We start from the raw sequence: 19,814 nt of genomic DNA on the forward strand, positions 1-19,814 counted from the left end.
GCGCGCCGCGACTTCGCGGCGTAGTGCGCTGCAGAGCCGGGGCCCATGCATCAGCGGATGATCAGCGAGTTGGGTCCCGGCTCTGCGCAGCAACGTGAAGAACGTTGCAGCGCGTCCGGGACACGAGAGATGCGGGCCGTGGACACACACTCCGTCATTGCGAGCGCAGCGAAGCAATCCAGAATCTCTCAGCGGCGGCAGTCTGGATTGCTTCGTCGCAAAGGCTCCTCGCAATGACGACGGAGGAGTCTTTTCGCTATCCCGCGTCCCGCTACGCCTTCTCCTCCAGCGCGCGGCGCAGCCGTCGGATGATGACGCCGCGGGCACGGTCGTCGGCGGCCGCTCCAACTCTGTCGTTGATGTCGAGTATCAGCTCGGACATCTCGTTGTGCCAGTCGAGGCGGGTCACGGCCTCCGGTGCGAGGCGCCGGCGGTGATCGACGTCGAGCACGCGCGGTTCCGGTGCGGCGAGCTCGTAGATGTCGTCCAGCAACGGCTGATAGACCCGGGCCGCCGGAACGATGCGCTCGGCGACGCGTTCGGCGAGCCCCGCGATCGCGGCTTCCTCGCCATGGACCAGAAACAACCCGCGGGCGATGGGCCGGCGTGCCGCGATCCAGCCGGCGATGCCAGCGGCGTCGGCATGGCCGGAATATTCGTCGATCATGCGGATGCGGGCCGCAACCTTGATCTCCTCGCCCTGGATCCGTACGGCCTTGGTCCCGTTCTGGAGGAAGCGGCCGAGCGTGCCGTTGGCCTGGAAGCCTGCGAGCAGCACGGTCGCGCGCTCGTTCCACAGCCAGCGCTTCAGATGATGACGGATGCGGCCGGCATCACACATGCCGCTCGCGGCGATGATGATATGGAATCCGGACAGGCGCATGATCGCCTTGCTCTCGTCCGCGGTCTCGGTGAATTTGAGATGCGGCGAGTTGAGCAGGCGCGCGGCATCGACGGATGGATCGAGGCTCTCGGCATGGCGGCGAAACACCTCGGTGGCGCGGATTGCGAGCGGCGAATCGAGGAAGATCGGCGCGGTCGGAATCTCGCCGTGCTCCATCAGGTCGACGAGATCGACGATCAGCTCCTGGGTACGCTCGACCGCGAAGGCAGGCATCAGCAGCGCACCGCCGGCCGCCGCGGCATCGCGCACCTCGGCCGCGAGGTGCTTGCGGCGAAGCTCGGGTGTCGTGGCCTCGCGCAGGCGGTCGCCATAGGTCGATTCCGAGATGACGTAGTCGAAATCGGTCGGCGCTTCGGGATCGGGCTGCAGCAGCTTGGCTTCCGGCCCGACGTCGCCGGACAGCAGCACGCGCATCGGACGCGGCGCGCCCGGTTCGGCGATTTCGAGCTCGATCGAGGCCGAGCCGAGCAGATGGCCGGCGTTCCAGTAGCGCGCGCGCACGCCGGGGATCACATCGGTCCAGCGTTCATAGTCGACCGCACGAAACGATTGCAGCGATGCGATCGCATCGGCCTGCGTGTAGATTGGCTGAACCTCTTTGCGCCCGCGCGAGGTGTTGCGCCGGTTGAGCTGGGTGACTTCCGATTCTTGGATGTTGCCGGCGTCGGGCAGCATGTAGGAGCAGAGGTCGATGGTGCCGCGCGTCGCCAGGATTGGTCCCTCGAATCCCGCGCGCACGAGTTTCGGCAACAGACCACTATGGTCGATATGGGCATGCGTGAGCAGCACGGCGTCGATATGGGCGGCCCGGAACGGAAAGGCGCCGTAGTTGAGCTCCTTCAGCGTCTTCTGGCCCTGGAACAGGCCGCAATCGACCAGGAAGCGGCCGGTCGCTGTCTGGAACAGATAGCTCGAACCGGTCACGGTGCGGGCGGCGCCGCAAAATCGCACGGTGATGCTCATGGCGTCGTCTCCGGAAGATGTGTCGTGGTTAGTTCGGACCGCAAGGCGGCCGCAAGAATCTCGTCGAGCGCAATCGCGTTGGTCGGATGCGGCACGCTGTCGGTCGAGCGGATCGAGCGGATGCCGGCCTCGGCGAATGCACCGATCATCGCAGGCGGAAACAGCGCGTGCGTCACGACCGCATCGACGGCGGTCGCACCCATCGCAATCAGCGCCTTCGCCGCGGCCATCAGCGTCGTCCCGGAGGAGACGATGTCATCCACCAGCAGCGCCGGCCGTCCCGCGAGCAGGCCGGGATCGGCAAAACTGATCGCCACGGAACGATCGCCGGGCCGCGTCTTTTTTGCCACCGTGTGCTGCAGTCGCAGCCGGCTCGCGATATCGTTCACCCAGGGCTCGGATTCCATGTCGGGTCCGATCACGATGGTCGCGGGGTCGATGCCTTCAGTCACCAGCGCGTTCGCGATCGCGGGCATGGCGGACAGGTTCTCAGCTTCGATGCCCGGAAAGACCGACCGGATGTCGGTGGTGCGATGCAAATGCGCATCCACAGTGACGATTCGGTCGACGGTCGTCGCAAGCAGAGCGCCCATCGCGCGCTGGCTGATGGCCTCGCCGGCATGAAACGCAGCATCCTGCCGCATATAGCAGAGATAGGGCGCGACCAGCACCAGCCGCTTCGCGCCGTTGCGTCGCAATGCCTCGGCAGCGAACAGCAGGGCGATCAGCTTGTCGTTGGGTTGATCGAGCGGGGCATAGAGGATGGTGGTGTCGGTCGCCGGCGCGACGGCGACGCGCAGCTCGCCGTCCGGAAAACGGTGCACGGCGATCTCGCCGCAGGAAAGCCCGAGCCGCGCCGCGAGGCGCTTCGCCGCATCGCTGCCGCCGGACAGGGTCTGAAGCGCGATCGTGCTCACGACGCCGACTTGCTCTGGAGGGGCTCGTGACCGTTGACAACGTAACCACTCTCCTCGGTGGCGGCATCGGCAGCGAGATCGTGCTCGGGGCGGTCGAACGTGTAGACCCGATAGAGCGGCTCGCCCTGCTCGACGCGATCGCCGATCTTCTTGAACAGGCGGATGCCGGCGCCCTTGTCGAGCGGCGCGCCGGCGGTGCGGGCGAGGCGATTCAGGCGCAGGCAGTCGATCGCGGACACGATGCCGTCATGCGCCGCCTTGACGTCGAAGCTGAGCGATCCGAGCTCGCTGCTGCAGGTCGACGGGCCCTGGGCGTCGATGATCTTCTGCATCTGCTTCAGCGCCGCGCCGCTGTCCAGCAGCTCGCGCGCCCTCGCATAACCTGCGCCGCCGCGCAGCTTCGGATCGTATTCCAGCAGATGGGCGGCGAGGCGGAGCGATTTCTCGCGCAGGTCGCGCGGCGCATCCTTGTCGTTGCCGAGCACGGCCATGACATCATTGGCCTCGAGCACCGGCCCGATGCCGTTGCCGATCGGCTGGCTTCCGTCGGTCGTGATCACCTCGACCGTGCGGCCGAAGCGGTCGCCGACGAATTCGAACAGCTTGCGCAGCCGCATCGCCTCGACGCCAGTGGTGACCTTCGCGGTCGGTCCGACCGGAATGTCGATCAACAGATGCGTCGAGCCCGCCGCGATCTTCTTCGACATGATGGAGGCGACCATCTGCTCGCGCGTATCGAGGCTCAGCGGTCGCTCGACCGAGATCAGCACGTCGTCGGCCGGCGACAGGTTCACATGCCCGCCCCAGATCAGGCAGCCGTTGCAGGCCGAGACGATCGCCTTCATCTCCTCGACCCCGACATTCACCCGCGCCAGGACCTCCATGGTGTCGGCGGTGCCGGCAGGCGAGGTGATGGCGCGCGAGGAGGTCTTCGGGATCGGCAGGCCGTGCGCGGCGACGATCGGCACCACGACCATCGAGGTGCGGTTGCCGGGAATGCCACCGATGCAATGCTTGTCCACCACGACAGGGTTCGGCCACACCAATTGCGTGCCGGCCTGCGCCATCGCTCCGGTCAGCGCAAGCAGCTCGTCGCTGGTGATGAAGCTCGCCGAACCGATCAGGAAGGCGGCGATCTCCATGTCCGAGTAGCGATAATGCGCGAGGTCGTTGATGATCGCGCCGATCTCGGCCTGGCTCAGTGTTCGCCCGCGGATCTTCGCGCGCACCGCTTCCAGGCTCTCAGGCGGCGCGGCGGGCCTGACCGTGACCAGCGTGCCCACGCCTTGTCCGAAGCGCCGGAACGCGGGTTCGGAGAGTCCGATTTCGTCCGGGGCCGCCAGCGTGTCGTCGTCCGTGATCAGCAACGTCGCCAGCAGGACCTTGCCGCCCTGACGCAGCTCGACGCGGCTGAAGCCGCGGAAGATCTCGGCGCGCAGCGCCTTCGACTGCCTGGAGACGACGACCACGTTTTCGCGGCCGGTATCGAGCCGGATTCGGCGGATCTTCAATTGGGAGTGCGGAAGGTCTGGATGCATGGACAGGCCGGCAGGAAGGGAACGCGGCCTTCATGCTTAGACGGCGCCGTCCTGATGCTGTTGACCCAGATCATGGCGCGCGCGAGGGACATGGGGGGCTGCGGCGGGCCGTCACGCAGGCGCGCTGCTGCAGGCGCGTCGGTCTGGAAATGACAGGGGAAGCCGAATGCCGTGGCGATATCGCCGATGTTGGCCGGCCAAATCGGGGATCGGGCTACTTTAATCCCGTGCTGATCGCGACAAACTTGTTGTTGAGGAGGGCGCCACCCATGGTGTTCACGGCTGTTATGATCGCCAGCGCAATGCCTGCGGCAATCAGGCCGTACTCGATCGCGGTTGCACCATTCTCATCGGCAAGGAAGGACCTAAGCAAACGCATTGCCAACTCCCGTTCATCCGATCCAACGTGTGGCCGCGTCGTTATCGGACTTGCAAAAAGATCGAATAAGCCTTTGTGCGCGCCAAAAGAATTAGGCCCGGGCGAACGCGCCCCTGCTCATACGACGGCATTCATTAAATTAAGGTTCCATCGATCCGTCCAAATGAATTCATCCCGGCAGGCCTCGGCCGGGTTGCGCGGGCGCGGCGTCCGTCAGGGCACCATCGCGCGACCGCTTAACCGATTGTTGAGCCTGTTCGTCAGGCGCTCAATCGCGCCGGTCCGCATTCAGCGCCCGCAACATCGCGATGCGGGCGAACATCACCCAGCCGCCGCCCGTTTCGGCCGCATTGATCAGGGTCTCGATGGCGGTCTGCCAGCGCGGCTCGTGCTGGGCGTCCTCGGGCAGCCGCATGACGTAGTCCGCGGCCTCTTGAAGCGTGCGCAATTGCAACTTGTTGTTCACGCGAACGGGGTCGTCGAACGCCGTCGACCAGGGCATGTCAGGCCGCCTGATCGGCGAGGGGTGTCATCACGGCGCGATCGCGGGGGGATGCGGCTAACCGGCCTTCTTTGCCCGTGCCGGCGCCCGCACCGGCTTGTCAGCCTTTTTGGGCGTGGTCGCGGCCTTGGCCGCGGCGTCCTTGCCGCCCTTGCCCGATATCGGCAACAGCATCTCGCGCTGGCCCTCGACGCGCTTCTTCGGCTTCCTGGCCTTGACGGTCTCCTTGGCGACCTTCGCCGCGGGCGCGTCCTTCTCGTTCGCGATGCTCTTCTTCAGCGCGTCCATCAGGTTGATGACGTTGCCGCCGCCCTTCGGCGCAGCCTTGGCGGTGATCGGCGCGCCGCTGCGCTTCTTGTTGATGAGATCGATCAGCGCGGTCTCGTAATGATCCTCGAACAGCTCGGGCTCGAACGCGCCCGACTTCTTCTCGACGATGTGCTTGGCGAGGTCGAGCATGTCCCTGGTCAGCTTCACGTCCTGGATGTCGTCGAAATACTCGGTCTCACTGCGGACTTCATAGGGATAACGCAGCAGCGTGCCCATCAGCCCGCTTTCGAGGGGCTCGAGCGCGATGATGTGCTCGCGGTTGGTCAGCACCACGCGGCCGATCGCGACCTTGTCCATGCTGCGGATGGTCTCGCGGATCACCGCGTAGGCGTCGTGGCCGACCTTGCCGTCGGGCACGAGATAATAGGGGCGGATCAGATAGCGGTTGTCGATGTCCGTCTTCGGCACGAACTCGTCGATATCGATCGTGTGGGTCGAGTCGAGCGCGATGTCGTCGAGCTCGTCCTTGGTGACCTCGATATAGGTGTCGGTGTCGACCTTGTAGCCCTTGACGATGTCCTCGGAGGTCACCTCGTCGCCGGTCTCGGCATCGACCTTGAGGTACTTGATCCGGTGCCCGGTCTTGCGGTTGATCTGGTTGAAGGAGACCTTCTCGGTATCCGAAGTGGCCGGATAGAGCGCGACCGGACAGGTCACGAGCGACAAACGCAGAAAACCCTTCCAATTGGCGCGGGGGGCCATGGGCTACTCCAAACGCAACAGAGGACAACGTCCCAGAATACCATCGGGGAACAACGAATCATAGCGAGGTCGATCGTTGAATTCGCCAACTGCGTTAACCGGCTGCCGGGCGGCTGGTTGCGGTCTGATCGCGCTGCAAATTCGGAACATCATATCGGATCGGGCGTTGGCTCCGAACATAGGGCTGCGATTGTCGCGGTCATCGGGGGCGACACGCAGAGATCGAGGGCATCATGGCCACTACGCGAGAGCAGCAACAAATCGTCGAAACGCCAACCGAGGCGCGCCAGGGTGAACCCGGGCCGTCCGTTGCCGCACTGCTCGCCATCTCGACCGGGCTTGCGATCCTGATCCTCGCCGTCATCTGGTTCGTATTCTTCCGGACCTGACGGGACGAATTCACGGGAAGGGCGGACTTTCCAACTCGCCGCGGAACGCGGCACGTTGCGCCCGTCATGCTGCCGGCTCGTCCGGTCGCATGGCGGGCGCAGTCGCATGGGCGCAGACATCGTATATGACCAAAAAGTAACGCGTCGGGTTCCCCCCGTTCATATTCAGTTCACGCCGGAATTGCTCATCTGGTGCGGTGTTGATGCGGCCTATGTCTGGAGAGAAACGTGCGCCTGCTCGTTGTTGAGGACGACCCCGATCTCAATCGCCAGCTCACCAAGGCCCTGACCGACGCCGGTTACGTCGTCGATCGCGCCTTCGACGGTGAGGAGGGACATTTTCTCGGCGACAACGAGCCTTATGACGCTGTCGTGCTCGACATCGGCCTGCCCAAGAAGGACGGCATCTCTGTGCTGGAGGCCTGGCGCCGCAACGGCCGCACCATGCCGGTCCTGATCCTCACCGCGCGCGACCGCTGGAGCGACAAGGTGCAGGGCTTCGATGCCGGTGCCGACGACTATGTCGCAAAGCCGTTCCATCTGGAGGAGGTGCTGGCGCGCATCCGCGCGCTGCTGCGCCGCTCGACCGGCCATGCCCAGAGCGAGCTCAGCTGCGGCCCGGTCACGCTCGACACCAGGACCGGACGCGTCAGCGTCTCCGGCAATCCGGTCAAGATGACCTCGCACGAATATCGGCTTCTGGCCTACCTGATGCACCATTCGGGCCGCGTCGTGTCGCGAACCGAGCTGGTCGAGCACCTCTACGACCAGGATTTCGACCGCGACTCCAACACCATCGAGGTGTTCGTCGGCCGCATCCGCAAGAAGCTCGACGTCGACATCATCCAGACCGTCCGCGGCCTCGGCTATCTCCTGACCCCGCCGGCTGCCTGACGCGTTCCGGGGCTTGACGGGCAGCGCGACAGGGGCCTTGGTCCGATCATGACCTCCGACGCCCTGCCATCCTGTGCCTCCCGGGATCGTTCCGATGGCCGCTAGCTCGCTTGCCAACCGACTGTTCCTGTCGGCGACCGCTTGGCTCGTGGTGATCCTGGCCATCACCGGCGTGGTGCTGTCGTCGGTTTACAAGAACGCCACCGAGCGCGCCTTCGACCGCCGGCTCAATCTCTATCTCCGCACCCTCATCGCCGAGGTCGCGACCCCCGACGAGCCGCCGGACCGCCAGTTCCAGTCGCTGGGCGAGCCGCTGTTCGAGCTGCCGCTGTCGGGCTGGTACTGGCAGATCACGCGGACCGATACCGAAAAGCCGGAGATTCGCTCCTCGCGCTCGCTCTGGGACAAGAAGCTGCCGAAGCTGGAAGAGCAGGGCACTGAGCTCACCGCCGCCGGCATCCGGCTCGCCTATGTCGATGGTCCCGAAGGCCAGAACCTGCGCATGGTCGAGCGTCCCGTCGATCTCGGCGCCGACGGCAAGTTTCTCGTCAGCGTCGCCGGCGACGACACCGAGATTTTCGACGAGACCCGCAGCTTCGACTATTATCTCGGCGGCACCTTCACCGCGCTCGGCATCGTGTTGCTGCTGACGACGGTGTTCCAGGTCCGCTTCGGCCTGGCGCCGCTCAAGCGCATCTCGGAGTCGATTGCCGACATCCGCTCCGGGCGGGCGGAGCGGCTGGAGGGCGAATTCCCGGTCGAGATCGCGCCGCTGGCGCGCGAGACCAACGCGCTGATCGATGCCAACCGCGAGATCGTCGAGCGCGCACGCACCCATGTCGGCAATCTCGCCCATGCGATCAAGACGCCGCTCTCGGTCATCGTCAACGAGGCCGGCGCCCACGCCGCGGAACCGTTCGCGGCCAAGGTGATGGAGCAGGCCGAGGTGATGCGCGACCAGGTCGCGCATCATCTGGAGCGTGCGCGCATCGCAGCGCGGGTCTCGGTGGTGTCGACTGTGACCGAGGTGGCGCCGGCCATCGAGGCATTGCGGCGGACCATGGAGAAGATCCATCGCGATCGCGCTATCGCGGTCGAAGCCAAGGCCGATCCGTCGGCAAAATTTCGCGGCGAGCGCCAGGACCTGGAGGAGATGGTCGGCAATCTCGTCGACAACGCCTGTAAATGGGCGGCCTCGCGCGTCTTCATCGAGGTCCTCGTAGAACCGCCGCAGCAGGCCGGGGTGGGCCCGCGGCTGCGGATCATCGTCGATGACGACGGCCGCGGCCTGTCGGAAGCCGAGCGCGCGCAGGTCTCGCGGCGCGGCCAGCGGCTCGACGAGTCCAAGCCCGGGTCGGGGCTGGGGCTGTCGATCGTGACCGACCTCGCCGCGCTCTATGGCGGCAGCCTCACGCTCAGCGGTGCGCCGACCGGCGGCCTGCGCGCCGAACTTGTCCTTCCGGGCGTATAATCCATTGTTCCGACGAGGTTATTCCCTCCTCGCCGAGGCCCGGCTGCAGCATACCGGCGGGATTCGGCCACACTTGCTAAACGGCTTCTTAAGTGGGGCCCTCCTATGATCGCGCCGGACCCATCCCATGTCCGCCATTTTACCGTGCATAACCCGGGCGCATGAGCCAGACATCGATCGAGCGGCTGAGGGAATATCTCGCGCAGCTCCCGCCGCAGGCGCAGGCGCTGCTGATGCGGGAGTTCGAGCGCGCGCTGGAGCGCGGCCAGGACACGGCTGTCGCGACCCTGGTGCTCGAGCAGTTGCGCAAGATCGTCCGCAAGTCGGAAGCCGATGAAGCCCCGCCGCCGCGCACGGACGATCTGTCGCGGCTGCTTTTCCAGGCGCTGGAACCGTTCCTGACCGAGGCCGGCGTCCCGCTGCGGGTCGGCCAGATCCGCCGCACCTCGCTGCAGCCGATCTGGCAATGGCTGGGCCGCGATGGTGCGCCGGACAAGGTGAACGAATTCGAGGCGGCGCTCGCGCGCATGCCCGCCGATAGTGCGGGGCAGGTCGAGGCCCTGGCGCAGAAGCTTCAGGCGGTCGCTGCGGATGCCATTTTCGAGCTGACCGGTCCCGGCGGCGGCGACAAGTCGCGCGCGCTCGCCCGCGTCGGCCCGCCCAACGTGATCGAGGATCTCTATTCGATCGGAGCGGTGCTTCAGGTCCGGGAGGCGATCGCCAGCCTGAACGAGAAATTGCCGCGCACTCTGCGCGCCTTCGGCGATCCCCAGATCGCCTCGGTGACGTCGGCGCTCAACATTCCGGTCCTGCTGACGCCGCAGATGCTGCCGTTCGCGCTCTCGATCGTGGTGCAACGGATGACCGCGCCGTGGCAGATCATCCGCCTCGCCATCAAGATTGCCGCGTCCGACGACGAGATCCGTGTCGCGGCGACGCCCTATGGCGTTGCCGTCACGATCGCGCTGCACGATCTGTCCTGTGTTGCCGCAGCCCTGCGCATGGACATCAAGCGCGGCCATTTCGACAACGTTGCCGGCAACCTCAAGGCGTTGCACGACGGCGTGCGCGGTCTGCGCACCGAGCTCGACCTGCGTAACGATTCCGCCTGGGGCAAGCAGTTGACCTCGATCCGGGCCGACATCTCCAATGCGCTGCAATCGGAGATCGACAGCGTTCCCGGCCGCGTTCGCCGCATCCTGCGCCAGCGCCCCGAGAAGGACATTCCGCCGGGGGCGCGGATCGACAGCACCGAGGTCGAGGAAACTGCAGCGCTGATCGATTTCGTCGCGACCTGCCGCAACTATGCGAGCGAGCTTGCGATCAACGAGGTGACGCTGCGCACCTATTCCGACCTCCAGCAATATGTCGAACGCTCGACCGAGCAGCTGGTGCAGTCGCTGCGCGCCGCCGATCACAAGGTCCGCACCTACAGGCAGCAGCAGGTGCAGGCCGCGATTCGCTTCTGCCAGGTGCTGTTTGGCGATGATTATGCCTCGTTGATGAGCCGGGCCGCGGAAAACGCAGCGACCGGCGAGCGCAAATCGTCGCGCGCAGGCTGATCCAGGCGCATATTTCGTGATCACAATTTATGGTTGACCATGCGAATGGCCCGCCGTACGGTCCCCGTGCAAGTTCGGGGAATTTCTATTTGTGGGCGCATGAAACCCGTTATCAGCTCCATCGAAATCGAGAACCGCGTCGTCGTTGCCAAGTATCAAAGACTGATGGTCGGTGCCAAAGTGGTGCTGGTCGAGAAGGCAAGCGGTCGCCAACTGTCCGAGACGATCACGAGGGTTGCCTCTCCGGTTCCGGTCGGAGCGCTGCGCATCAGATTGCCTGATGCGATCAAGCCGGGAACATACTTCCTGAAGGCCTTCAACGGGCATGGCGAGGACGCCGCGCATAGCACGGACTTCGAAATCGGCTAAGCCGTTGGATTTTCACCGTTTCAAGACCGCTCGCGGTCGCGTCAAATTGACAATTGTCAATTGCCGCATCGTCCGGCTGTGGTGTAAAGCCACCTATGGGCGCGGTTCGTGCGCTGCCGGAAGTTTGCCAGATGACGCTGTGGTTCGTGTTCGCGCTGATGACGGTCGCGGCGATTTTCGCCGTGCTCTGGCCGCTTGGGCGTAATGGACGCGCGCAAGACCAGGGCAGCGAGGTCGCTGTTTACAAGGACCAGTTGGCTGAGGTCGAACGTGATCTCGCCGCAGGCATGATTCCCGCGCCGGATGCCGAGGCCGCGCGCGTCGAGATCAGCCGCAGGCTGCTCGCCGCGGCGGCCAGCGAGCCCGCCATCGAGCCGGCCAATGCCCCGAAATCGAATCTCAAATGGCGCCGCGCGGCGGCTGTGCTGGCGCTCGCCGGCCTGCCACTGGTTGCGATCGGCGTCTACATGCCACTTGGGTCGCCTCGGCTTCAGGATTTTCCCTTGGCAGAGCGCGAGCGCGGATCCGGGTCCGGCGTGGCGCAGTCGCTCGAGAACCTCGTGGTGCAGGTCCAGCAACATCTGGAGAAGAATCCCACCGACGGGCGCGGCTGGAACGTGCTCGCGCCGGTGCTGGAGCGGCTTGGCCGTTTCGACGATGCGGTGCGGGCCTATCGCAACTCGCTCACCTACAATGGCGAGAGCGCGGAGCGAAGGTCCGATCTCGGCGAAGCGATCTCGGCTGCCGCCGGCGGCGTGGTGACCGTCGAGGCCAAGTCGGAATTCGAGCGTGCACGTGCCCTGAACGCGGACGATCCCAAGGCGAACTACTTCCTCGGCCTCGCCGCCGAGCAGGACGGCCGCAAGGACGATGCAGCCACGATCTGGCGCGGGCTGCTCGCCAAAGCGCCCTCGGATGCGCCGTGGCGTGCCCTGGTGCAGTCCTCGCTGGTGCGGGTCGGCGGCGGGACGATGCCGGCGTTGTCGGACGAGACGATCGCCGCTTCCAAGGACATGGGCGAAGGCGATCGCAACGCGATGGTGCGTGGCATGGTCGATCGTCTGGCCACGCGCTTGAAGCAGAACGGCGACGACGTCGATGGATGGTTGCGCCTCGTGCGCGCCTATCTTGTGATGGGCGAGCGCGACAAGGCCATGGGGGCATCGGCCGATGCCCGGCAGGCGGTTGCCAGCGACGCCGAGCGGCTCCGCCAGCTCAACGATGGCCTCAGGACTCTCGGGCTCGGCGGATGACGATGTCGGGACGAGGGCAGCGGAGAACGGATACGCCATGACGCGCAAGCAGCGACGTATGACCATCATCGGCGGCTCGCTCGCCGTGCTCGCGCTCGCGGCCGCGCTGGTGCTCAACGCACTTCGCGACTCCATCGTGTTCTTCTCGACGCCAAGCATGGTCGCCGAGAAGCACGTCGAACCCGGCAAGCGGTTTCGCCTCGGCGGCTTGGTGCAGCCCGGCTCGCTCCAGCGCGGCGATAATCTCGCGGTGACCTTCGAGGTCGCCGACGGCAATGCCAAGCTGCCGGTGGCCTACAAGGGCATCCTGCCCGACCTGTTCCGCGAAGGGCAGGGCGTCGTCGCCGAAGGCGCGCTCGACGGCCATGGCGTGTTCAAGGCCGATACCGTGCTCGCCAAGCACGACGAGACCTACATGCCCAAGGACGTTGCCGACGCCCTGAAGAAACAGGGGCACTGGAAGGACGATTACGGCGGCAAGCCTTCTGACGCGGGCAAGACGTCTGATGCAGGCAAGCCAGCGGCGACGACCGCGCAGGGCAATCCGCAGGGAGCAATCCGGTGATCGCAGAATCCGGACATTACGCGCTGGTGCTGGCGCTTGGGCTCGCACTGATCCAGTCAATCGTGCCGCTGATCGGCGCGCGCCTGAACGATGTTGCGCTGATGAACGTGGCACGCTCCGCGGCGCTGGCGCAGCTGCTGTTCGTCGGTGCCTCGTTCGTCGCGCTCGTGACGCTGCACGTGACCTCGGACTTCTCCGTCGCCAACGTCTACGAGAACTCCCATTCGATGAAGCCGCTGCTCTACAAGATCACCGGCGTGTGGGGAAACCACGAAGGCTCGATGCTGTTGTGGGTGTCGATCCTCGCGCTGTTCGGCGGGCTGGTCGCCGCGTTCGGTAACAACCTGCCGCTGTCGCTGCGCGCCCACGTGCTTGCCGTGCAGGCCTGGGTCGCCAGCGCCTTCTATCTGTTCATCCTGGTGACATCGAACCCGTTCCTGCGCATCGCGAACCCGCCGATCGAGGGCCGTGATCTCAATCCGGTGCTTCAGGACATCGGGCTCGCCGTGCATCCGCCAATGCTCTATCTCGGCTATGTCGGCTTCTCGATATCGTTCTCCTTCGCGATCGCGGCGCTGATGGAGGGCCGGATCGACGCGGCCTGGGCGCGCTGGGTGCGACCGTGGACGCTGGTCGCCTGGATATTCCTCACGCTCGGCATCGCCATGGGCTCGTACTGGGCCTATTACGAGCTCGGCTGGGGTGGCTGGTGGTTCTGGGATCCGGTCGAGAACGCTTCGCTGATGCCGTGGCTCTCCGGCACTGCGCTGCTGCATTCGGCCCTGGTGATGGAGAAGCGCAACGCGCTGAAGGTCTGGACCATTCTGCTCTCGATCCTGACCTTCTCGCTGTCCCTGCTCGGCACCTTCCTGGTGCGCTCGGGCGTCATCACCTCGGTCCACGCCTTCGCCACCGATCCCACCCGCGGCGTGTTCATTCTGCTGATCCTCTGCCTGTTCATCGGCGGCAGCCTGTCGCTGTTCGCGGGCCGTGCCACGTCGCTGAAGCAGGGCGGCCTGTTCGCGCCGATCTCGCGCGAGGGGGCGCTGGTGCTGAACAATCTGCTGCTGACGGTTGCCTGCGCGGTCGTGCTGTTCGGCACGCTCTATCCCCTGGCGATGGAGATGCTGGCCGATTTCAAGATGTCGGTCGGCGCGCCCTTCTACAACCTCACCTTCGCGCCGCTGTTCACCCTGCTGCTGCTGGCGGTGCCGTTCGGGCCGATGCTGGCGTGGAAGCGCGGCGATCTGCTCGGCGTGACGCAGCGTCTGCTCGCGGCCGGCGTCGCCGGGCTCGTCGCCGTCGCCATCGCCTGGGGCTGGGCGAGCGGGGGCAGCGCGCTGGCGCCGCTCGCGATCGGGCTCGGCGTCTTCGTCATCGCCGGCGCGGTTACCGACATCGTCGAACGCACCGGCCTGGTACGGCTGCCGTTCGCAACGGTGCTGCACCGGGCGCGCGGCCTGCCGCGCTCGGCCTGGGGCTCAGCGCTTGCGCATGCCGGCCTCGGCGTGGCGCTGATCGGGATCGTCTGCGAGACCACCTGGAACAGCGAACACATCGCGACCATGAAGCAGAACGACGTCGCCCACATCGCCGGCTTCGACGTGAAGCTCGACGCGGTGCTGCAGCGTCAGGGCCCGAACTATCGCGAGATGATCGCCGAGTTCAACGTCAGCCTCGACGGCAAGCCGCTCAACGTCATGACGCCGTCCAAGCGCAGCTTCACCACCCGCGGCTCGTCGACCACCGAGGCCGCGCTGCTGACGCGCGGCGCGAGCCAGCTCTACATTTCGCTCGGCGACGCCAATGCCGAGGGTGCCATCGCGGTGCGCATCTATTACAAGCCGATGGTGCTCATGATCTGGTGGGGGCCGGTGCTGATGGCGTTCGGCGGCGCGTTGTCGCTGTCCGACCGGCGCCTGCGGGTTGGCGCGCCGAAGCCGGCGCGGGCCAAGCAGCGCCTCCAGCCGGCGGAGTGATCCGATGCGCCGGATGATGGCCGCGTTCACCCTGCTGATGCTGCTGGCCTTGCCTGCGGCTCATGCGGTGCAGCCCGACGAGATCATGCCGGATCCGGCCAAGGAAGCCCGTGCGCGCGAGCTGTCGCGCGAGCTGCGCTGCATGGTCTGCCAGAACCAGTCGATCGACGATTCCGACGCGCCGCTGGCGCGTGATCTGCGGCTCTTGGTGCGCGAGCGCATCGGCGCCGGCGACAGCAATTCGCAGGTGCTCGACTTCCTGGTCGCGCGCTATGGCGAGTTCGTGTTGCTGAAGCCACGCTTCGAGCGCCAGACCCTGCTGCTGTGGCTGCTCGGGCCGTTGCTGCTGATCGGCGGCGGCCTGGCGCTGTGGCTGCAAATCCGGCGTCGCGCGCGCAGTGGTGCAGATGTACCAGCGCCGCCACTTACGTCCGATGAGCAGGCGCGGCTCGCGGTCCTGATGTCGGACGAGCCAAAATCTCCGTGAGCTCATGGGCGTTGTCCACGCTCGGTAGTGCTACGGCCGGCCGCGCCCGGTTCATGCAATTTTGACCTTTGTCTGGAAGCTTGTCGCGAGCCATGTCTCCAGACTCCGAGTCTTCCCGATGTTCGCGAACAGCAATCTGACGATCCGCTTCCTGGTCGGGGCCGTCGTCGCTGCATTATTGTTTCTGCTCGGCATCGGCGGCGGTACCGGCTTCATCGCGGTGCTCTATCTCAACAACGAGATCACCAGCCTGTCCTCGGACTTCGCCGCGCTCAGTGGCCCCGCGCGCGATCACGCCATGCAGATCTATCAGCAGGCGCAGGCCGCGTTCTCCTATTTCCTGATGGCCTGCGGCGTGATCGCCGTCGTCGCCGTTGCGATCTGCCTCACCACCTGGTTCGCCGTGCGCAACGGCATCCTCAGTCCGCTCTCCGCGATCGTGCACGCGATGCGCGAGGTCGCTGACCAGAAGTTCGAGACACCGGTGCCAGGGCTCGGCCGCACCAACGAGATCGGCCTGCTCGCCGGTGCGCTGGAGATATTCAAGACCAACGGCCTCGAGCGGCGTCGCCTCACCGAACAGCAGCTGCAGGAAGCCCAGCACCAGGCCGAGCGGTCGAAGTTCCTGGACGAGCGGATCAAGCGCTTCAACGATCTCGTCGCCAGCGTCGTCGACAGCGTGGCCTCATCGGCGGTGCATCTGAAGAGCAACGCCGAGACGCTGTCGCGGACGGCCAACGACACCAGCACCAAGGCCAATGCGGTCGCGAGCGCGGCGAGCCAGGCCAGCGCCAGCGTGCAGACGGTCGCGGGCTCGGCCGAGGAGATGACGAATTCGATCGGCACGATCAGCCGCCGCGTCACCGACGCGACCCAGCGCGCCGAGGGCGCGGCGTCCCAGGCCGAGAAGAGCCGCGACACCATCCACACGCTGTCGGATGCCGCCGACAAGATCGGCGAGGTCGTGCAGCTGGTGCAGGCGATCGCATCGCAGACCAATCTGCTGGCGCTGAACGCCACCATCGAGGCGGCGCGGGCAGGGGAGGCAGGCAAGGGGTTTGCGGTGGTCGCCTCCGAGGTGAAGAATCTGGCGCACCAGACCAGCAAGGCGACGGAGGAAATCACCGCCCATGTCGCCAGCATTCAGGGCATCACCGCGGAGACGCGCGGCGCGATCGACGGCATTTCGAAGACGCTGTCGGAGATCTCGTCCATCATGTCCGGCATCGAGGTCGACACCGCCCAGCAGCGCAACGCCACGCAGGAGATCACGCGCAGCGCCCAGAACGCTGCGCACGGCACACTCGACGTCTCCAACCATATCGTCCAGATCACCTCGACGTCGGCGGAGACCGGCCGCATGGCCGCCGAGGCGCGGGATTCCGCGGTCGACCTGTCGCAGCAGGCCGCGACCCTGAAGCGCGAAGTCGACGAGTTCATCGTCAGCGTCAGAGCGAGCTGAGGGCGCCAAGAAGGGCGCCTGCCACGCCGTTAGGAACTCTGGTTAAGTTTCTGTCAGGTCACGATTTTCGGCTGCGCTAAACTGCCGCATCCGCGGCACCCCTTCATTACAAAAGTTTAACCCCGCCGCCAGCGCACGGTAAGGCGGGAGCCCCCATCTTCAGGATCGTAAGGTGCCGCCGTCAGGCACCAAATGGATTTCAAGGCCCTGGAGATCTCTGCATGTCCGACCGTATCGACCTCTCGAACCTTCCGTCCTTCCGGCAGCCGCGCCGGTCGGTGTTCTCCGCGCGCAGGTTCGCGCTGATGGCCTCGGTCGTCGCCGGTCTCGGCGCGGCCGTCTATGGCTTCAGCCCGTCGACATCGCCGGCCGACCTGTTCTCGACCCCGGCGCATGCGCAGGTCAATAACGAGGTTCGCAAGGTCGAGCGTCCGGTCGGGTTCGCAGACGTCGTCGAGCGCGTGAAGCCGTCGGTGATCTCGGTGAAGGTCAACATCAAGGAGAAGACCGCGAGCAACGATGACGGCGATGATTCCTCCTCGCCGTTCCAGCCGGGCTCGCCGATGGAGCGCTTCTTCCGCCGCTTCGGCGGTCCGGACGGCTTCCCCGGCGCGAAGGGCGGCCGTGGTGGCCGCGTCGTGCAGGGCCAGGGCTCCGGCTTCTTCATCTCGGCTGACGGTTATGCCGTGACCAACAACCACGTGGTCGACGGCGCCGACAAGGTGGAGGTCACCACCGACGACGGCAAGACCTACACCGCCAAGGTGATCGGCACCGACCAGCGCACCGACCTCGCGCTGATCAAGGTCGAGGGCAGCTCGAACTTCCCGTTCGCCAAGCTTGCCGACGCCAAGCCGCGGATCGGCGACTGGGTGCTTGCGGTCGGCAATCCGTTCGGCCTCGGCGGCACCGTGACCGCCGGCATCGTCTCGGCCAGCGGCCGCGACATCGGCAACGGTCCCTATGACGATTTCATCCAGATCGACGCGCCCGTGAACAAGGGCAATTCCGGCGGTCCGGCTTTCGACACCAACGGCGAGGTGATGGGCGTCAACACGGCGATCTACTCGCCCTCCGGCGGCAGCGTGGGCATTGCGTTCTCGATTCCCGCGAGCACCGTGAAGAGCGTAGTCGCCCAGCTCAAGGACAAGGGCTCGGTCAGCCGCGGCTGGATCGGCGTGCAGATCCAGCCCGTGACCTCCGATATCGCCGACAGCCTCGGCATGAAGAAGGCCGAAGGCGCGCTGGTGGCGGAGCCGCAGGCCAACGGTCCGGCGGCGAAGGCTGGCATCGAGTCCGGTGACGTGATCACGGCGGTCAACGGCGAGGCGGTCAAGGACGCCCGCGAGCTCGCCCGCACCATTGGCGGCATGCCGCCCGGCGCGACCGTGAAGCTCAACGTGCTGCACAAGGGCCAGGACAAGGTCGTGAACATGACGCTCGGCCAATTGCCGAACACGGTCGAGGCCAAAGCGGACAACGACAATGACAGCGGCAAGGGTGCGAGCAAGGGCACCGACGTCCCCAAGCTCGGCATGACCGTTGCCCCCGCCAATTCGGTGGCCGGCGCCGGCAAGGAAGGTGTCGTCGTCACCGAAGTCGACCCGAAGAGCGCCGCGGCCGAACGCGGCTTCAAGGAAGGCGACGTGATTCTTGAAGTCGGCGGCAAGAGCGTGGCTACGGCCGGCGAGGTCCGGGATGCCATCACCGCGGCGCGGACCGACAACAAGAACAGCGTCCTGATGCGCGTGAAGAGCGGCGGCCAGTCGCGCTTCGTCGCGGTGCCCCTCGCCAAGGGTTGACCCAGGGCTGAGGCTCCAGAAGGCCTCCGAGATGAAGGGTGTCGCCGGCATCAGTCGCCCCCGCCGCCGGCGCCCTTCGGGGGAGCAGCGTAACGTTCGCTTCCCCAGTCTACCTTCCGGTGGAATTACGCCCCCCTCCGTCGGAAGGCCTAGGGCGGTGAAGTCCCCCCAGCTTCACCGCCCGCCTTTTTCTCGATGCCAGAGTCTCCCACTCGGCTTGCATGCGATTGCCGCTCGCGCCATGTTTAGAGAAGGTTGACCTCCTTGACCGCCGCCGAACGCACGATGCGCCTCCTCATCATTGAAGACGACCGCGAATCCGCCGATTACCTCGTGAAGGCATTTCGCGAAGTCGGACACATTGCCGACCACGCCGCCGACGGCGAGGAAGGCCTAGCCATGGCCGAAAACGGCGATTACGACGTGCTGGTGGTCGACCGCATGCTGCCGAAGCGCGACGGCCTGTCGCTGATCGGTGCGCTGCGCGACCAGGACAACACCACACCGGTGCTGATTCTCTCCGCGCTCGGACAGGTCGACGACCGCATCAAGGGCCTGCGCGCCGGCGGCGACGACTATCTGCCGAAACCCTATTCCTTCGCCGAGCTGCTGGCCCGGGTCGAGGTGCTGTCGCGCCGCCGCGGCGGTCCGGCCGAGGATACGCTCTACCGCGTCGGCGATCTCGAGCTCGACCGGCTCTCCCATCGCGTCGCCCGCGGCAAGGACGAGCTGACGCTGCAGCCGCGCGAATTCCGCCTGCTCGAATATCTGATGAAGCATGCCGGCCAGGTGGTGACACGCACCATGCTGCTCGAGAACGTCTGGGACTATCATTTCGATCCGCAGACCAACGTGATCGACGTGCACATTTCGCGGCTGCGCTCCAAGATCGACAAGGGCTTCGAGCGCCCGCTGCTGCACACGATCCGCGGCGCCGGGTACATGATCCGTGACGGCATTCGGTAAACAAGGACTCTAACTCCGATGGCCCACTCACTCGACCTTCAGGAGTTGAGGCGGACCGTCGAGCGTGAAATCGACGAGTACATGTATCATGTCCCAGAAGGCTCGGTGGGGAATCCATGGCCTCCTGAAAAGGTTGAGCGCGAGCTTCGCGTGTTTAAAGAGGCTCTTGTTGAACCCTATTGGATTGATGTCCTAGACGACGACAAGAACAGAAAGTCCTGTATCGCGATCGCGGATGACAAAAGAAGCTATCTGCTGGTTTTTGAACCTGAGGCCCGGAAATTCATGCTCGTCATGAAGAGTAAGCTCAGCAGCGATCTGGTTAGTTTCGGTATCGATGGCGATGCAGTCGGTTGCTTCTTGTCACGCTAGGTAGGGTA

The 19,814-nt window shown here is 65.6% G+C and carries 19 protein-coding genes; 13 read left to right on the plus strand and 6 right to left on the minus strand.

All coding sequences use genetic code 11. The annotated features are described in order from the left end of the window. Positions 1-271: 271 nt before the first annotated feature. The 6 genes from C7G42_RS17195 to ku all read right to left on the minus strand — a co-directional run bounded on the left by C7G42_RS17195 (position 272) and on the right by ku (position 6,235). Positions 272-1,867, minus strand: a complete 1,596-nt coding sequence (locus tag C7G42_RS17195) for an MBL fold metallo-hydrolase (protein WP_106950132.1) — start codon at positions 1,865-1,867, stop codon at positions 272-274. Next, complete coding sequence (locus C7G42_RS17200; RefSeq protein WP_106950133.1) at positions 1,864-2,784, minus strand: ribose-phosphate pyrophosphokinase; 921 nt, start codon at positions 2,782-2,784, stop codon at positions 1,864-1,866. Before C7G42_RS17200 ends, C7G42_RS17195 begins: the two co-directional genes overlap by 4 nt. Then, positions 2,781-4,322 (minus strand): thymidine phosphorylase family protein, encoded by a 1,542-nt coding sequence (locus C7G42_RS17205; RefSeq protein WP_106950134.1) that lies wholly within the window; start codon positions 4,320-4,322, stop codon positions 2,781-2,783. Before C7G42_RS17205 ends, C7G42_RS17200 begins: the two co-directional genes overlap by 4 nt. A 214-nt stretch (positions 4,323-4,536) precedes the next feature. Then, entirely contained in the window at positions 4,537-4,701 is a 165-nt protein-coding gene (locus tag C7G42_RS17210; RefSeq protein WP_106950135.1) for a Flp family type IVb pilin, read from the minus strand. Between the two features lie 268 nt (positions 4,702-4,969). Continuing rightward, entirely contained in the window at positions 4,970-5,203 is a 234-nt protein-coding gene (locus C7G42_RS17215; protein WP_106950136.1) for a hypothetical protein, read from the minus strand. Between the two features lie 57 nt (positions 5,204-5,260). After that, on the minus strand, positions 5,261-6,235 hold the full coding sequence (gene ku / locus C7G42_RS17220) for a non-homologous end joining protein Ku (protein ID WP_106950137.1): 975 nt from the start codon (positions 6,233-6,235) through the stop codon (positions 5,261-5,263). A gap of 233 nt (positions 6,236-6,468) precedes the next feature. On the opposite strand from ku, the gene C7G42_RS35315 reads away from it, so the two are divergent. The 13 genes from C7G42_RS35315 (at position 6,469) to C7G42_RS17280 (ending at position 19,806) form a co-directional block, all read left to right on the plus strand. Continuing rightward, positions 6,469-6,624: a hypothetical protein gene (locus tag C7G42_RS35315; protein WP_162848634.1), complete on the plus strand. Its 156-nt coding sequence runs from the start codon at positions 6,469-6,471 to the stop codon at positions 6,622-6,624. Positions 6,625-6,852: 228 nt separating this feature from the next. Then, entirely contained in the window at positions 6,853-7,518 is a 666-nt protein-coding gene (locus C7G42_RS17225; RefSeq protein WP_106950138.1) for a response regulator transcription factor, read from the plus strand. A 94-nt stretch (positions 7,519-7,612) separates the two neighbouring features. Beyond that, a complete protein-coding gene (locus C7G42_RS17230; RefSeq protein ID WP_106950139.1) occupies positions 7,613-8,989 on the plus strand; it encodes an ATP-binding protein in 1,377 nt (458 codons plus the stop codon). A 161-nt stretch (positions 8,990-9,150) separates the two neighbouring features. Continuing rightward, positions 9,151-10,551: a hypothetical protein gene (locus C7G42_RS17235; RefSeq protein ID WP_106950140.1), complete on the plus strand. Its 1,401-nt coding sequence runs from the start codon at positions 9,151-9,153 to the stop codon at positions 10,549-10,551. A 99-nt stretch (positions 10,552-10,650) separates the two neighbouring features. Then, on the plus strand, positions 10,651-10,920 hold the full coding sequence (locus C7G42_RS17240) for a hypothetical protein (RefSeq protein ID WP_199580990.1): 270 nt from the start codon (positions 10,651-10,653) through the stop codon (positions 10,918-10,920). A 131-nt stretch (positions 10,921-11,051) separates the two neighbouring features. Then, entirely contained in the window at positions 11,052-12,173 is a 1,122-nt protein-coding gene (gene ccmI / locus C7G42_RS17245; RefSeq protein WP_106950459.1) for a c-type cytochrome biogenesis protein CcmI, read from the plus strand. Positions 12,174-12,210: 37 nt separating this feature from the next. After that, positions 12,211-12,738, plus strand: coding sequence for a cytochrome c maturation protein CcmE (gene ccmE / locus C7G42_RS17250; protein WP_106950460.1), 528 nt, complete (start codon positions 12,211-12,213; stop codon positions 12,736-12,738). Further along, positions 12,735-14,717 carry a heme lyase CcmF/NrfE family subunit gene (locus C7G42_RS17255; RefSeq protein ID WP_106950142.1) on the plus strand — a complete coding sequence of 661 codons (1,983 nt, stop codon included), beginning with the start codon at positions 12,735-12,737 and terminating at the stop codon, positions 14,715-14,717. The genes ccmE and C7G42_RS17255 overlap by 4 nt, the downstream gene beginning before the upstream one ends. 4 nt (positions 14,718-14,721) lie before the next feature. Continuing rightward, positions 14,722-15,204: a cytochrome c-type biogenesis protein gene (locus C7G42_RS17260; protein ID WP_106950143.1), complete on the plus strand. Its 483-nt coding sequence runs from the start codon at positions 14,722-14,724 to the stop codon at positions 15,202-15,204. 118 nt (positions 15,205-15,322) lie between these two features. After that, positions 15,323-16,666, plus strand: coding sequence for a methyl-accepting chemotaxis protein (locus C7G42_RS17265; protein WP_106950144.1), 1,344 nt, complete (start codon positions 15,323-15,325; stop codon positions 16,664-16,666). A 221-nt stretch (positions 16,667-16,887) separates the two neighbouring features. Continuing rightward, complete coding sequence (locus tag C7G42_RS17270; protein ID WP_106950145.1) at positions 16,888-18,468, plus strand: Do family serine endopeptidase; 1,581 nt, start codon at positions 16,888-16,890, stop codon at positions 18,466-18,468. Between the two features lie 285 nt (positions 18,469-18,753). Next, positions 18,754-19,434 carry a response regulator transcription factor gene (locus C7G42_RS17275; protein ID WP_038947105.1) on the plus strand — a complete coding sequence of 227 codons (681 nt, stop codon included), beginning with the start codon at positions 18,754-18,756 and terminating at the stop codon, positions 19,432-19,434. An 18-nt stretch (positions 19,435-19,452) separates the two neighbouring features. Next, on the plus strand, positions 19,453-19,806 hold the full coding sequence (locus C7G42_RS17280; RefSeq protein WP_106950146.1) for a hypothetical protein: 354 nt from the start codon (positions 19,453-19,455) through the stop codon (positions 19,804-19,806). Positions 19,807-19,814: the final 8 nt, after the last annotated feature.

The organism is Bradyrhizobium sp. MOS003 (assembly GCF_003020125.1).
Lineage (GTDB): Bacteria > Pseudomonadota > Alphaproteobacteria > Rhizobiales > Xanthobacteraceae > Bradyrhizobium.

Excerpts from the sequence above, each read along its gene's own strand:
- C7G42_RS17210 (WP_106950135.1), bottom strand. The coding sequence starts at position 4,701 with ATGCGTTTGCTTAGGTCCTTCCTTGCCGATGAGAATGGTGCAACCGCG.
- C7G42_RS17270 (WP_106950145.1), top strand. The coding sequence starts at position 16,888 with ATGTCCGACCGTATCGACCTCTCGAACCTTCCGTCCTTCCGGCAGCCG.
- C7G42_RS17240 (WP_199580990.1), top strand. The coding sequence starts at position 10,651 with ATGAAACCCGTTATCAGCTCCATCGAAATCGAGAACCGCGTCGTCGTT.
- C7G42_RS17260 (WP_106950143.1), top strand. The coding sequence starts at position 14,722 with ATGCGCCGGATGATGGCCGCGTTCACCCTGCTGATGCTGCTGGCCTTG.
- C7G42_RS17275 (WP_038947105.1), top strand. The coding sequence starts at position 18,754 with ATGCGCCTCCTCATCATTGAAGACGACCGCGAATCCGCCGATTACCTC.
- C7G42_RS17265 (WP_106950144.1), top strand. The coding sequence starts at position 15,323 with ATGTTCGCGAACAGCAATCTGACGATCCGCTTCCTGGTCGGGGCCGTC.
- C7G42_RS17235 (WP_106950140.1), top strand. The coding sequence starts at position 9,151 with ATGAGCCAGACATCGATCGAGCGGCTGAGGGAATATCTCGCGCAGCTC.
- C7G42_RS17215 (WP_106950136.1), bottom strand. The coding sequence starts at position 5,203 with ATGCCCTGGTCGACGGCGTTCGACGACCCCGTTCGCGTGAACAACAAG.
- ccmE (WP_106950460.1), top strand. The coding sequence starts at position 12,211 with ATGACGCGCAAGCAGCGACGTATGACCATCATCGGCGGCTCGCTCGCC.
- C7G42_RS17195 (WP_106950132.1), bottom strand. The coding sequence starts at position 1,867 with ATGAGCATCACCGTGCGATTTTGCGGCGCCGCCCGCACCGTGACCGGT.
- ku (WP_106950137.1), bottom strand. The coding sequence starts at position 6,235 with ATGGCCCCCCGCGCCAATTGGAAGGGTTTTCTGCGTTTGTCGCTCGTG.
- C7G42_RS35315 (WP_162848634.1), top strand. The coding sequence starts at position 6,469 with ATGGCCACTACGCGAGAGCAGCAACAAATCGTCGAAACGCCAACCGAG.
- C7G42_RS17280 (WP_106950146.1), top strand. The coding sequence starts at position 19,453 with ATGGCCCACTCACTCGACCTTCAGGAGTTGAGGCGGACCGTCGAGCGT.
- C7G42_RS17205 (WP_106950134.1), bottom strand. The coding sequence starts at position 4,322 with ATGCATCCAGACCTTCCGCACTCCCAATTGAAGATCCGCCGAATCCGG.
- ccmI (WP_106950459.1), top strand. The coding sequence starts at position 11,052 with ATGACGCTGTGGTTCGTGTTCGCGCTGATGACGGTCGCGGCGATTTTC.
- C7G42_RS17230 (WP_106950139.1), top strand. The coding sequence starts at position 7,613 with ATGGCCGCTAGCTCGCTTGCCAACCGACTGTTCCTGTCGGCGACCGCT.